Below are 13799 nucleotides of genomic sequence, written 5' to 3' on the forward strand. Positions count from 1 at the left end.
GGGGGCGGCGGGAGGCGGCCGGGGCGCGGTGGGGCGCCGCCGCCGTACGGGGCCGGGGCGCGCGGGCGCGCGGGCGGAGCGCGCGGGTGCCGGGCGGGGGCGGCGTCCCGGGAGTGCGGAGGGTGCGTGGGGGGTGCGCCGCGGGCGTGCGGGCGGGGACGGCGGCGACCGGCCGGGGAGCGACCGCGGGGCGGCCCGGCCTGATCTGGTTCATGCGTTCGACGCTAGCCGAGCGGGAGCCCCGGGCCGAGCGGTAAAAGCTTCCTTTTACACCTTGCGGCCCGGGTCTTTTCCCTCGTCCACCCGTGCGGGTCACTCCCCGCCCGCACGCGGTCCGCGCGTCACTCGGAAGGGGCGACCCCAGCGCGCAGCAGCCCGTAGGTGTAGGCGTCCTCCAGGGCCTGCCACGAGGCGGCGATGACATTGTCGGCGACGCCCACCGTGGACCACTCCGTCGCGCCGTCGCCCGTGGAGATGAGGACGCGCGTCGTGGAATCGGTGCCGTGGCGGCCCTCCAGGATGCGCACCTTGTAGTCGGTGAGGCGGAAGCCGGCCAGCTCCGGGTGGATGCGCTCCAGGGCGACGCGCAACGCGCGGTCGAGCGCGTTGACGGGGCCGTTGCCCTCGGCCGTGGCGACGATGCGCTCGCCCTTGGCCCAGAGCTTCACGGTCGCCTCGTTGGCGTGGCTGCCGTCGGGGCGGTCCTCGACGATGGCCCGCCAGGACTCGGTGCGGAAAAAGCGGGGCGCCTTGCCCTCGGCCTCGCTGCGCAGCAGGAGTTCGAAGGAGGCGTCGGCGGCCTCGTAGCTGTAGCCCTTGAGTTCGTGCTCCTTGACGCGGGCGACGACGCGGCCGACGAGCTCGCGGTCGCCGGAGAGGTCGATGCCCAGTTCCTTGCCCTTGAGCTCGACGGAGGCGCGCCCGGCCATGTCGGAGACGAGCATCCGCAGCCGGTTGCCGACGAGTTCGGGCTCGATGTGCTGGTAGAGCGCGGGATCGACCTTGATCGCGGAGGCGTGCAGGCCGCCCTTGTGCGCGAAGGCGGAGACGCCGACGTAGGGCTGGTGCGTGGCGGGGGGCAGGTTGACGACCTCGGCGATGGCGTGCGAGATGCGCGTCATCTCGCACAGCGCGCCCTCGGGGAGCACGCGGCGCCCGTACTTGAGCTCCAGCGCGGCGACGACGGGGAAGATGTTGGCGTTGCCGACGCGTTCGCCGTAGCCGTTGGCGGTGCCCTGGACGTGGCTGGCGCCCGCGTCCACGGCGGCGAGGGTGTTGGCGACGGCGCAGCCCGTGTCGTCCTGCGCGTGGATGCCGAGGCGCGCGCCGGTGTCGGCGAGGACGGTCTGCACGATCGCGCCGACCTGCGCGGGCAGCATCCCGCCGTTGGTGTCGCACAGCACGACGACGTCGGCGCCGGCCTCGTGCGCGGTGCGCACGACGGCCTTCGCGTAGTCGGGGTTGGCGCGGTAGCCGTCGAAGAAGTGCTCGCAGTCGAGGAAGACGCGGCGGCCCTGGGCGCGCAGGTGCGCGACGGTGTCGGCGATCATCGCGAGGTTCTCGTCCAGCGTCGTGCGCAGGGCGAGTTCGACGTGGCGGTCGTGGGACTTGGCGACGAGCGTGATGACGGGGGCGCCGGAGTCGAGGAGGGCCTGGACCTGGGCGTCCTCGGCGGCCTCGGCGCCGGCGCGGCGGGTGGAGCCGAAAGCGACGAGCTGGGCGTGCCGGAAGGGGACCTCCTTCTGGACGCGGGCGAAGAACTCGGTGTCGCGCGGGTTGGCGCCCGGCCAGCCGCCCTCGATGAAGCCGACGCCGAAGTCGTCCAGGTGGCGGGCGATGGTGAGCTTGTCGGCGACGGTGAGGTTGATGCCCTCGCGCTGGGCGCCGTCACGCAGGGTCGTGTCGAAGACGTGGAAGTCGCGGGCGACGGCGGCGTCGGCGGTGGGGGCCGCGGTGGCGCGGGTCGCTTCCTGGTCGCCGGGGTGTGCTGCGGTCATGGGCTGCTGGCTCCTGTGGGATCGGAAAGGGGGCTGCGTGGTGGCTCCGTCGCCTCTCCACTCGCGTCGCTCCGTCCTTCGGCCGGGTGGGGCCGGAAACGAAAAAGACCCCTCGCGGGTGCGAGAGGTCTGCGCGCGGGTCCGAGGCTCGGTGGCCGTGACCGCGAGGGTGTGGATCGCGGGTCAGCGGCCACGAAGGACCGGCGCGCTGCGGCCGATAATCATGGCGCGAACGAGCATGGGGGCAGTCTGCCACAGCGCGGCGCGGGGGTGGAGGGGGTGTCTCAGGATGCGGTCCGGGGGCTCGCGGGCGCCGTCGCCCCGGTCTCCCCGGCGGGCGGCGGGGAGGGCGGGGCCGTGACGCGGGCCAGGTCCAGGTCGCGGGTCTCGCGCATCGTCGCGTACACGAGGAGGGAGACCGCCGCGCAGCCCGCGACGTACCAGGCGAAGCCGCCTTCCAGGCCCGCGTTCCTGAACCACAGGGCGACGTACTCGGCCGTGCCGCCGAAGGCGGCGTTGGCGAGGGCGTACGGGAGGGCGACGCCGAGGGCGCGCACGCCGGTCGGGAAGAGCTCGGCCTTCACGCAGGCGTTGACGGAGGTGTAGCCGGTCACGACGAGGAGGGCCACCAGGGAGAGGCCGAGCGCGGGCCAGAAGCTCCTCGCGCGGGCGAGGAGGGTGAGGAGGGGGACGGTCAGGAACGCCGAGCCGAGCGCGAAGGTGATGAGGAGGGGGCGGCGGCCCACGCGGTCCGAGAGCGCTCCGGCGAGCGGCTGGAGCGCGGCGAAGACGAGGAGCGCGACGAGCGAGACGAGGGTCGCGGTGCGTGGGGGCAGTCCGGCGGTGTTCGCGAGGTACCTGGTGAGGTACGTCGTGTACGTGTAGTAGGCGACGGTGCCGCCCACCGTGAGGGCGACGACGAGCAGCGCCTCGCGTTTGTGGCGCAGCAGCGCGCGCAGGGCGCCCCGGTCGCCCGGGCCCGCGTGCGCGCCGCCCGCCGCGCCCGCCCCGTCCCGCGCGTAGACCTCCGTCTCCAGCAGGGAGCGGCGCAGCCGCAGGACGACGCCCGCGCCGAGGGCGCCGACGGCGAAGGGCACGCGCCAGCCCCAGCCGTGCAGGGCGGCGTCGCTGAGCGTGTGCTGGAGCAGGAGGAGCAGGGCGGGGCCGAGGATCTGGCCGAGCGTCATCGACACGTACTGGAAGCTCGACGCGAAGCCCCGGCGGTGGGGCGGGGCGGCCTCGGTGAGGTAGGTCGCGCCGGCCGCGTACTCGCCGCCGACCGAGAGGCCCTGGAGCAAGCGGGCGAGGAGGAGCACGGCGGCTCCCCCGTAGCCCGCGACGCCGTAGGTGGGGGCGAGGGCGAGGAGGAGCGCCGAGGCCGACATGAGCGAGACCGTCAGGGTCAGTGCCGCCTTGCGGCCCCTGCGGTCGGCGACGCGGCCGAGGAGCCAGCCACCGGCCGGCCGCAGGAAGAAGCCGACGGCGAAGACGCCGGCGGTGTTCATGAGCTGTGCGGTCGCGTCGCCCTCGGGGAAGAAGGCGCTCGCGAAGTAGGGCGCGAAGCTCGCGTAGACGAACCAGTCGAACCACTCGACCATGTTCCCCGCCGAGCCGGCCCAGATCTTCTTCCCGTAGCGACGGCGTCCGTCGCGCGGGTCGTGCTGTCGTTCCATGCGGGAACGGTGCACAGCGGTAAGGGGCGTCATCCAGGATGACGCCCCTTACCGGCGGCCGTGGCGCGGGGAGCGGTCAGCCCAGCTCGTGCATCCAGCCGTGGGTGTCGGGGGCGGCGCCGGACTGGAGGGCGAGGAGCCCTTCGCGCAGGCGCATCGTGACGGTGCCGGGGGTGCCGTCGCCCTGGGTCCACTCGCCGCTCGCGGACTTGACCGTGCCGACCGGCGTGATGACGGCGGCCGTCCCGCAGGCGAAGACCTCGGTGAGGCGGCCCTCCTCGGTGTCGCGCTTCCACTCCTCGGTCGAGATGCGGCGCTCCTCGGCGGTGAAGCCGAGGTCGCGGGCGAGCGTGAGGAGCGAGTCGCGCGTGATGCCGGGGAGCAGGGAGCCGCTCAGCTCGGGCGTGACGATGTGGTCGCCGTAGACGAAGTAGAGGTTCATGCCGCCCATCTCCTCGACCCAGCGGTGCTCCACCGCGTCGAGCCACACGACCTGGTCGCAGCCCTTGGCCGCGGCCTCGGCCTGCGCGACGAGCGAGGCGGCGTAGTTGCCGCCGGTCTTGGCCGCGCCGGTGCCGCCCTTGACGGCGCGCACGTAGTCCTCGGAGAGCCACACCGAGACGGGCTGGACGCCGCCGGAGAAGTAGGCGCCAGCGGGCGAGGCGATGACGACGAAGAGGTACTCGTTGGCCGGCCTGACCCCGAGCCCGACCTCGGTGGCGATCATGAAGGGGCGCAGGTAGAGGCTGGACTCGCCGTGCTCGGGGACCCACGCCTTGTCCTGGCGCACGAGCGCGTCGCACGCCTCGACGAAGGTCTCGACGGGCAGTTCGGGCATCGCGAGCCGGCGCGCGGAGCGCTGGAAGCGCTCGGCGTTCGCCTCGGGGCGGAACGAGGCGACGGAGCCGTCGGGGCGGCGGTACGCCTTGAGGCCCTCGAAGATCGTCTGCGCGTAGTGCAGCGTCATGTTCGCCGGGTCCAGCGACAGGGGCGCGTACGGGACGAGCTGCGCGTCGTGCCAGCCGAGGCCCTCGGTCCACTTGATCGTCACCATGTGGTCGGTGAAGTACCGGCCGAAGCCGGGGGCGGCGAGGACCGCCGCGCGCTCGGCGCCGGAGAGGGGCGTAGCGGTGGGCTTCAGCTCGATCGTCGGCGTCATGGGCTCTTCCTTCGCGTTTCTCGACTGGGTAGTAGGACGTCCGAGCATCGTGCGATGCCGCCGCCCCGTGTCCGATTATCGCGCGCCCGCTCGAACAGCGGAACGGCGCGGGCGGGGAATCGCGGCGCGGGGTCGCGGGCGCGGAATCCGGGTCGCGCGCGGCGGGCCGAGGAATCCGGGTCGCGCGCGGCGGGCGCCGCACGGCTCGCACACCCCCGGACGCACCACTGCCGCCGGGCGGTGGTGCGCGGCCCGGCGGCGGTGGTGCTCGGTGGAGCGGGGTGGTACGGGACGTGCCTTCGTACGGCTCGTACCTGCCGGGGTCAGCCGGCTACTCGGGCGGCGAGCGCGTCGCCGATCTCCTCGGTGGTGCGCGGGGAGCCGTCGCGGGCGGTGAGGTCGGCCGTGACGGCCTTCTCGACGCGGACGGCCTCGGCCTCGTGGCCGAGGTGGCGCAGCAGGAGCGCGACGGAGAGGACGGTGGCGGTCGGGTCGGCCTTGCCCTGCCCGGCGATGTCGGGCGCCGAGCCGTGGACCGGCTCGAACATCGAGGGGAAAGCGCCGCTCGGGTTGATGTTCCCGGAGGCGGCGAGGCCGATGCCCCCGGTGACGGCTGCGGCGAGGTCGGTGAGGATGTCGCCGAAGAGGTTGTCGGTGACGATGACGTCGAAGCGCTCGGGGCGCGTGACGAGGAAGATCGTCGCGGCGTCGACGTGCAGGTAGTCGGTGCCGACCTCGGGGTACTCGGCCGCGACCTTGTCGAAGATGTTCTTCCACAGGTGGCCCGCGTAGACGAGCACGTTGTTCTTGTGGACGAGTGTCAGCTTCTTGCGCGGGCGGGCCTGGGCGCGGGCGAAGGCGTCGCGGACGACGCGCTCGACGCCGTACGCCGTGTTGACGCTGACCTCGGTGGCGACCTCGGCGGGCGTACCGGTGCGCAGCGAACCACCGTTGCCGGTGTACGGCCCCTCGGTGCCCTCGCGGACGACGACGAAGTCGATCTCGGGGCTGCCCGCGAGCGGCGACGCCGTGTTCGGGAAGAGGCGCGAGGGGCGCAGGTTGACGAAGTGGTCGAAGGCGAAGCGGAGCTTGAGGAGCAGCCCGCGCTCCAGGACCCCGGAGGGCACCGAGGGATCGCCGATCGCGCCCAGGAGGATCGCGTCGTGCGAGGTGAGCGCTTCGAGCTCCGCGTCCGGGAGGGTCTCCCCCGTGCGGTGCCAGCGCCGGGCGCCGAGGTCGTACTCCTTGGTCTCCAGCTTGGCGTCCTGCGGGAGGACGGCGCGCAGGACCTTGAGGCCCTGCGACACGACCTCGGGGCCGATGCCGTCACCGGGAATGACTGCGAGATTGATGCTGCGCGACATGCGGGCACCGTACTCCTCGTCCCACTGCCTGACACGCGGCGTCCATCATGTGGACTCATTGCCGACCGGCCGTGTCGCGGACACCTGGACGCCACGCCCACGCCACGCGCGCGTGGGACCTTCCGGGTCATGGAGACTCCCCGGGTCGGCATCCCCGACCACCTCGCTTCCCGCATGACGATGCCCGAACAGCACGACTACCTGCGCCGCAGGCTGACGCGGCGTTCGGCGCTGCGCGCGGGCACCGTCACGGCGGGCGCCGTCGCGGGGCCCGGCGTGCTCGGCGGCAGCGCCAACGCCGCCAGGTACGCGGCGCCGCGCGACGCCGCGCCCTCGCCCGCCTTCCTGCCGTCCTCCGCCGCGTCCCGCGTCGACGGCTCCCTCGTCGCGCCGTTCGCGCGCCACCTCGCCTTCGGCGCCGACCCGCGCACGCGGATGACGGTGAGCTGGCAGGTGCCGCTGCCGGTCAAGCGCCCCTTCCTGCGCCTCGGTACGCGCCCGTGGGACCTCAGCCGGAAGATCGACGCCGAGGTGCGGGCGCTGCACACCCCCGCGCTCACGGCGAAGCTCCCGGCCGTGGACCAGTACTACCTGCACGTCGAGCTGGAGCGGCTGCGCCCGGACACGACGTACTACTACGGCGTCGGGCACACCGGCTTCGACCCGGCCGACCCCCGCAACATCGGCACGATCGGCAGCTTCCGCACGGCCCCCGCGCGCCCGGAGTCGTTCACCTTCACCGCCTTCGGCGACCAGGGCGTCTCCTACGACGCGCTCGCCAACGACGCGCTGGTCCTCGGCCAGAACCCCTCCTTCCACCTGCACGCGGGCGACATCTGCTACGCGGACAGCAGCGGGCAGGGCAAGGACGGCGACACCTACGACGCGCGCGTGTGGGACCAGTTCCTCGCGCAGACCGAGTCCGTGGCCTCGAAGGTGCCGTGGATGGTGACGACGGGCAACCACGACATGGAGGCGTGGTACTCGCCGCACGGCTACGGCGGGCAGAACGCGCGCTGGTCGCTGCCGAAGGGCGGGCTGGACCCGGAGGAGTCGCCCGGCGTCTACTCCTTCGTCTACGGCAACGTCGGCGTCGTCGCGCTCGACGCCAACGACGTGAGCCTGCAGATCAGGGCGAACACCGGCTACACCGGCGGCGCCCAGACGAAGTGGCTGGAGCGCACGCTCAAGGGGCTGCGCGCCCACCGCGACGTGGACTTCGTCGTCGTCTTCTTCCACCACTGCGCCTTCTCCACGACGAACGCGCACGCCTCGGACGGCGGCGTGCGCGAGGCGTGGGTGCCGCTCTTCGACACGTACCGCGTGGACCTCGTCGTCAACGGCCACAACCACGTCTACGAGCGCACCGACGCGCTGCCCGGCGGCGAGGTCGCCCGCACCGTGCCCGTCGGCGAGTCCGTCTCCTCGACGCGGGACGGCATCGTCTACGTGACGGCGGGCGGCGCGGGCAAGGCGCTCTACGACTTCCCGGCGCCCGACTCCTACGAGGGGCACGAGCACCACGTGGACTCCGTGGCCTCGTACCACTGGACGGAGGCGGGAAAGGCCACCGAGGCCGTCGAGTGGTCCCGCCTGCGGTACACGGGCTTCTCGTTCCTCGCGGTGCGGGTGACGGCGGGCCACCGGCCGCGCATGGAGGTCACGGCGCTCGCCGAGACGGGCGAGCGGGTGGACCACTTCACCATCACGCGCTGAGCACGGGCCCCTGCGTGCGGTGTACCGGAAAGAACAAAAGTCCAGACAGGGCCGGCCGGTCGGCCGGCGGCTCCCGGTGGCGTATGTGTACCAGCTCGGCGCGCCCGACGGGAGGGGGCGGCGGCACGCTCGTGCCGGGCGCGGCCCCGCGCGGGGCCGGGCGGCGCGTCAGTGGCCGGTCTGGCCGCCGTTGTCGCGGCGGTCGAAGGCGCGCTGGAGCGCGGCGGCGGCGTTGCGGCGCTCCGCCTCGCTGCGCGGGGCGGAGTGGCGGACTCGGCGGACGGTCGTCTCTGCGGCCATGAGGATCGACTCCTTGCACATCCAGGTCCACGGAAGGCCCGTGGGCGGTGGGGGGTACGCCGTGCCGTCCGTCCGCTTCGGGGCGCGAGGCGGCCGGGCGGGGCGTGGTGGGCGGACTGTGGTGACGGGGCCCGGGGGGCCGGGTACGCCCGGCGGGTGCCGGGGTACGGGGAACCACGGGTGCGCGCCGTCCGGGGCGGGGACCGGGCCCGCAGGGTTCGCCTGCGCGGGGCCGCGGCACACGACCGCCTTCGCCCGGTCGGGCGAGAACAGTCCGGCTCCTACAAAGCTAGGACAGCTCTGCGTCGCTGTCTCCACAATTACTCGGACTTCCTACTATCTGAGACGGCCGCGGCGCACGCGCCACGCCGCGCGCGCCGGAGCCGCCCCCCGGCCGCTCCCCCGCCCCGCGGCTCAGAACCAGTCGGGCTCCATGTCGGCGGCCGTCGTGTCGAGGCTTTCGAGGAGCGCGAACTGCGGAGCCGTCCGGGGCAGCTCGTGGCGGAAGAAGTAGCGCGCGGCGGCGCGCTTGCCCGCGTAGAAGCCGCCCTCGCCCGCTCCGGCCGCGAGGAGCTGTTCGAGCCAGATCCAGGCGAGGACCACGTGCCCGGCCGCCTCCAGGTAGACGGAGGCGTTGGCGAGGGCCGTGCGCGGGTCGCCGCCCTGCCACAGCCGCGCCGTCACGGCGGCGAGGCGCGTCGCCGCCTCGCGCAGCTCCGTCGCGTACGTCGCGGCGTCCCCGCCCGCCGACGTCGCGCGCCGCGCCGTGTCCTCGACGCGGCCGAGCAGCAGGCGCAGCGCGGCGCCGTCCTTCATGACGGCCTTGCGGCCGAGGAGGTCGAGGCCGTGGATGCCGTGGGTGCCCTCGTGGATGGGGTTGAGGCGGTTGTCGCGGTAGAACTGCTCGACGTCGTACTCGCGCGTGTAGCCGTAGCCGCCGTGCACCTGGATGGCCAGGCTGTTCGCCTCCAGGCACCACTGCGAGGGCCAGCTCTTGGCGACCGGCGTGAGGATGTCGAGCAGCAGCCCGGCCGCCTCGCGCGCGGCGGGCTCCGGCGCGGTGCGCTGCTCGTCCACGAGGCGCCCGCAGTAGAGCGTGAGGGCGAGCGCGCCCTCGACGTAGGACTTCTGGGCGAGGAGCATACGGCGGACGTCGGTGTGCTCGATGATCGGGACCTGGGCCGTCGCGGGGTCCTTCGCGGCGACGGGGCGGCCCTGGGGGCGGGTGCGCGCGTAGTCGAGGGCGTGCAGGTAGCCGGTGTAGCCGAGGGCTGTCGCGCCGAGGCCGACGCCGATGCGGGCCTCGTTCATCATGTGGAACATGTACGCGAGGCCCTTGTTCTCCTCGCCGACGAGGTGGCCGACCGCGCCGGGCTCCCCGCCGGGCCGATGCGCGCCCTCGCCGAAGTTGAGGAGCGTGTTGGTCGTGCCCCGGTAGCCCATCTTGTGGTTGAGCCCGGCGAGCACGACGTCGTTGCGCGCGCCGGTGCCGCCCTCCTCGTCCACGAGGTACTTGGGCACGACGAAGAGCGAGAGGCCCTTGACGCCCGCCGGTCCGCCGGGGGTGCGGGCGAGGACGAGGTGGACGATGTTCTCGGTCAGCTCGTGGTCGCCGCCGGAGATCCACATCTTGTTGCCGAAGAGGCGGTACGTGCCGTCCCCCGCGCGCTCGGCGCGGGTGCGGACGTCGGCGAGCGAGGAGCCGGCCTGCGGCTCGGAGAGACACATCGTGCCGAACCAGCGGCCCTCGGCCATGGGCCGCACGTAGGTGTCGATCTGCTCCCGGCTGCCGTGGGCGAGGAGCAGGTTGGCGTTGCCGATGGTGAGGAAGGGGTAGGCGGACGTGCCGACGTTCGCGGCCTGGAACCAGGCGAAGCACGCGTCGGTGACGACGCGCGGGAGCTGCATCCCGCCCACCGAGGCGTCGAGCCCCGCGCTCGTGAGCCCGGCGTCCGCGAAGACCCGCAGCGCCTCACCCACCTCGGGGATGACGTGCACGCGCTCGCCGTCGAAGGTCGGCTCGTGCGCGTCGCCGAGCTTGTTGTGCGGCGCGAAGTGGCGGGTGGCCAGGGTCTCGCTGAGGTCGAGGACGGCGTCGAAGGTCTCGCGGTCGTGCGCGGCGTAGCGCTCGCGGGCGGTCAGGTCCTCGACGTGCAGCCACTCGTGCAGGAGGAAGCGCAGGTCCCTGCGGGAGAGGAGGAGGGAGTCGCGCGCGGTGGGGGTGTGCTTCGCCATGGTCGTCTCCGGGGGCAGGGGGCCGTCCGGACCATACTAAGCGGACGCTTAGCGCAGGAGGAAGGGGTGTCGGCCGCGCACGGCGCCGCCCCCGGCCGGTATGAGCACCGGGGCCGGGGGCGGGGTCGGGGCGCGGCGGTCCCGGGTGGGGGCCCCGCGAGGCGGGGGCGTCAGCCCATGTGCGGGTAGCCGTACTCGGTCGGGGAGAGCAGCGAGTCCTTGATGGCGCGGGTGAGGGTCCAGCGCTGGAGGTTCTGCGGGGCCCCGGCCTTGTCGTTGGTGCCGGAGGCGCGGCCGCCACCGAAGGGCTGCTGGCCGACGACGGCACCGGTCGACTTGTCGTTGATGTAGAAGTTGCCGGCCGCGTAGCGGAGCTTCTCCATCGTGTGGGCGGCGGCGGCGCGGTCGCTCGCGATGACCGAACCGGTCAGGGCGTAGTCGGAGACCGACTCCATCTGGTCGAGCATGGCCTCGTACTGGTCGTCCTCGTAGACGTGCACGGCGAGGATCGGGCCGAAGTACTCGGTCGTGAAGACCTCGTTCTCCGGGTCGGTGCACGCGATGACGGTCGGGCGCACGAAGTAGCCCACCGCGTCGTCGTACGTGCCGCCCGCGACGATCGTGCAGGTGTCGTCCGCCTTGGCGCGGTCGATCGCGGCCTTGTTCTTCGCGAAGGCGCGCTCGTCGATGACGGCGCCGATGAAGTTCTTGAAGTCGGTGACGTCGCCCATGGCGATGCCGTCGACCTCGGCCGCGAACTCCTCCTTGAAGCCGTCGTTCCAGATCGAGGCCGGGAGGTAGGCGCGGGACGTCGCGGAGCACTTCTGGCCCTGGTACTCGAAGGCGCCGCGGGTCAGCGCGGTCTTGAGCACGGCGCGGTCGGCGCTCGGGTGGGCGACGACGAAGTCCTTGCCGCCCGTCTCGCCGACGATGCGCGGGTAGGAGCGGTACTTCTCGATGTTGGTGCCGACCGTCTTCCACAGGTGCTGGAAGGTCTTGGTGGAACCGGTGAAGTGGATGCCCGCGAGGTCGCGGTGGTGCAGCGCGACGTCCGAGACGGCGATGCCGTCGCCGGTGACGAGGTTGATGACGCCCTTGGGCAGCCCGGCCTCCTCCAGGAGCCGCATCATGAGGACGGCCGAGTGGGTCTGGGTCGGGGAGGGCTTCCACACGACGACGTTGCCCATGAGCGCGGGCGCGGTCGGCAGGTTCAGCGAGATCGCGGTGAAGTTGAAGGGCGTGATCGCGTAGACGAAGCCTTCGAGCGGCCGGTGGTCCATGCGGTTCCACACGGTCCGCGAGTTCGCCGGGGGCTGCTCGGCGAGGATGCCGCGCGCGTAGTGGACGTTGAAGCGCCAGAAGTCGACCAGCTCGCACGGCGCGTCGATCTCGGCCTGCTGCGCGGTCTTGCCCTGGCCCAGCATGACCGAGGCGGCGATGGTCTCGCGCCAGGGGCCGGAGAGCAGGTCGGCGGCGCGCAGGATGATCGCGGCGCGGTCGTCGAAGGACATGGCGCGCCACGCGGGGGCGGCGGCGAGCGCGGCGTCGATCGCGTCCTGCGCGTCCTGCTTCGTCGCGCCGCGCCCCGTACCGATGACGGAGGCGTGGGCGTGCGGCTGGACGACCCGGAACTCCTCGCCGCCGCCGAGGCGCTTCTCGCCCCCGATGGTCATGGGGAGCTCGATCGGGTTCTCGGCCAGCTCCTTGAGCTTCGACTCCAGGCGGGCGCGCTCGGGGCTGCCGGGCGCGTAGCCGTGGACGGGCTCGTTGTAGGGGGCGGGGGCCTGGGTCACAGCGTCCATGGTGTCCGTTCTCCTTGGGGGTCGGGGTGCGCGGGGCGGCGGGCCGCCGGGCGCGTGGTGATCGGCGAGGACGGAGCCCCGGTCTCAGTTCTTGGTGAGGACCGAGCGCAGGAAGAAGAGGAGGTTGGCGGGCTTCTCGGCGAGGCGCCGCATGAAGTAGCCGTACCAGTCGGTGCCGTACGCGGTGTAGACGCGCATCCGGTGACCCTCGCGGGCGAGCCGCAGGTGCTCCTCGGAGCGGATGCCGTACAGCATCTGGAACTCGAAGTCGCCGGGCTTGCGGCCCGCGCGGCGCGCCAGTTCCTGCGCTATCTCCACGATACGGGGGTCGTGCGAGCCGACCATGGGGTAGCCGTCGCCCTCCATGAGGACGCGCAGGACGCGGATGTACGCCTTGTCGATCTCGGGCTTCTCCTGGTGGGCGACCGAGGCGGGCTCCTTGTACGCGCCCTTCACGAGACGCACGCGGCTCCCGGCGGCGGCGAGGCGGCGGGCGTCGTCCTCGGTGCGGAAGAGGTACGCCTGGATGACGCAGCCGGTCTGCGGGAAGTCCTTCCGCAGCTCCTCGTGGATCGCGAACATCGAGTCGAGCGTCGTGTGGTCCTCGGCGTCGAGCGTGACCGTGGTGCCGATCGCGGCGGCGGCCTCGACGACGGGGCGGACGTTGGCGAGGGCCAGCTCGTGGCCGCCTTCCAGCGCCTGGCCGAACATCGAGAGCTTCACCGACATCTCGGCGCGGGTGCCGAGGTCGAGGGCCTTGAGGTGCTCGATCAGCTCCAGGTAGGCGTCGCGCGCGGCGGCGGCCTGCTCGGGGGTCGTGATGTCCTCGCCGACGACGTCCATCGTCAGCTCCAGGCCCTTGCTGGTGGCGTCGACGATGATCGGGACGATCTGGTCGACGCTCTCGCCGGGGATGAAGCGGTTCACGACCGGCTTGGTGACGGGCGCGGCCGAGACGACGCGGCGCAGCCGGTCGCTGCGCGAAGCGGCGAGGATCACGGGACCCAGCACGGGGACCTCCACGATGCGGAAGGGCGCCTCCCCCGCCCGGGGGGGTGGGGCGGGGGAGGCGGATCGGGGGCCTGCCGCCGGGGGAAGCGACAGGATGCTGCCGGTGTGTACGCGTGCCCTGTGTGCGCGGGGACACACCGCAGCCACTGCCGATTCTCGGGACGCGGGGGCCCGGATGCCATCGACACCTGTCACGCATCCCCCGTTCGGTTCTCAGACATTTGTATGAAACGGCGGGGCGGGCGCGCGACAATGGCGGAGTGAAGGCCGACTACCAGGAACTCGTGGACGAGATCTCCGCCCTGCTCGGGGCCCCGGCGACGCTGGAGGACAAGGACTTCGGGCTCATCGCCTTCGGCGCCCACGACAGCGGCCCCGAGGACGCGCTCGACCAGGTGCGGACCCGCACGATCCTCACGCGCACCTCGTCCGCCGCCGTCCGCGCGTGGTTCGAGGGCTTCGGCATCGCCCGCGCGACGGGCCCGGTGCGCATCCCCGCCGCGCCGGAGGCGGGGGTGCTGCGCGACCGCGTCTGCCTGCCG

General features: G+C 73.0%; 9 protein-coding genes and 2 pseudogenes. 2 read left to right on the plus strand and 9 right to left on the minus strand.

Features of this window, described 5'->3' with window-relative positions:
* From SSBG_RS34310 to SSBG_RS06825, 5 genes and pseudogenes are all read right to left on the minus strand, one after another.
* Positions 1–214: pseudogene (locus SSBG_RS34310) on the minus strand (RNA polymerase sigma factor SigF); the annotation flags it as partial.
* Between the two features lie 127 nt (positions 215–341).
* A complete protein-coding gene (cimA, locus tag SSBG_RS06810) occupies positions 342–1997 on the minus strand; it encodes a citramalate synthase (RefSeq protein ID WP_008745466.1) in 1656 nt (551 codons plus the stop codon).
* A gap of 284 nt (positions 1998–2281) precedes the next feature.
* A complete protein-coding gene (locus tag SSBG_RS06815) occupies positions 2282–3670 on the minus strand; it encodes an MFS transporter (protein ID WP_008745467.1) in 1389 nt (462 codons plus the stop codon).
* A 76-nt stretch (positions 3671–3746) separates the two neighbouring features.
* Positions 3747–4829 carry a branched-chain amino acid aminotransferase gene (locus tag SSBG_RS06820; protein ID WP_008745468.1) on the minus strand — a complete coding sequence of 361 codons (1083 nt, stop codon included), beginning with the start codon at positions 4827–4829 and terminating at the stop codon, positions 3747–3749.
* 323 nt (positions 4830–5152) lie between these two features.
* Positions 5153–6193 carry a 3-isopropylmalate dehydrogenase gene (locus SSBG_RS06825; RefSeq protein ID WP_008745469.1) on the minus strand — a complete coding sequence of 347 codons (1041 nt, stop codon included), beginning with the start codon at positions 6191–6193 and terminating at the stop codon, positions 5153–5155.
* A 129-nt stretch (positions 6194–6322) separates the two neighbouring features.
* Here SSBG_RS06825 and SSBG_RS06830 point away from each other — a divergent pair, with 129 nt between their 5' ends.
* Positions 6323–7909, plus strand: a complete 1587-nt coding sequence (locus SSBG_RS06830; protein WP_008745470.1) for a purple acid phosphatase family protein — start codon at positions 6323–6325, stop codon at positions 7907–7909.
* 168 nt (positions 7910–8077) lie between these two features.
* Here the strand turns inward: SSBG_RS06830 and SSBG_RS35400 are convergent, their stop codons facing one another.
* The 4 genes from SSBG_RS35400 to SSBG_RS06845 all read right to left on the minus strand — a co-directional run bounded on the left by SSBG_RS35400 (position 8078) and on the right by SSBG_RS06845 (position 13257).
* Entirely contained in the window at positions 8078–8209 is a 132-nt protein-coding gene (locus SSBG_RS35400) for a hypothetical protein (protein ID WP_086023094.1), read from the minus strand.
* A 414-nt stretch (positions 8210–8623) separates the two neighbouring features.
* The gene (locus SSBG_RS06835; RefSeq protein WP_008745472.1) at positions 8624–10444 is read right to left on the minus strand and encodes an acyl-CoA dehydrogenase; all 1821 of its coding nucleotides are present in this window, start codon (positions 10442–10444) and stop codon (positions 8624–8626) included.
* A 170-nt stretch (positions 10445–10614) separates the two neighbouring features.
* The gene (gene pruA, locus SSBG_RS06840; RefSeq protein ID WP_008745473.1) at positions 10615–12246 is read right to left on the minus strand and encodes an L-glutamate gamma-semialdehyde dehydrogenase; all 1632 of its coding nucleotides are present in this window, start codon (positions 12244–12246) and stop codon (positions 10615–10617) included.
* 84 nt (positions 12247–12330) lie between these two features.
* On the minus strand, positions 12331–13257 hold the full coding sequence (locus SSBG_RS06845) for a proline dehydrogenase family protein (protein WP_008745474.1): 927 nt from the start codon (positions 13255–13257) through the stop codon (positions 12331–12333).
* 260 nt (positions 13258–13517) lie between these two features.
* Between SSBG_RS06845 and SSBG_RS06855 the strand changes: the two are divergent.
* A pseudogene (locus SSBG_RS06855) lies at positions 13518–13799 on the plus strand (PucR family transcriptional regulator); the annotation flags it as partial.

Source organism: Streptomyces sp. SPB074 (assembly GCF_000154905.1).
Classification (GTDB): Bacteria; Actinomycetota; Actinomycetes; order Streptomycetales; family Streptomycetaceae; genus Streptomyces.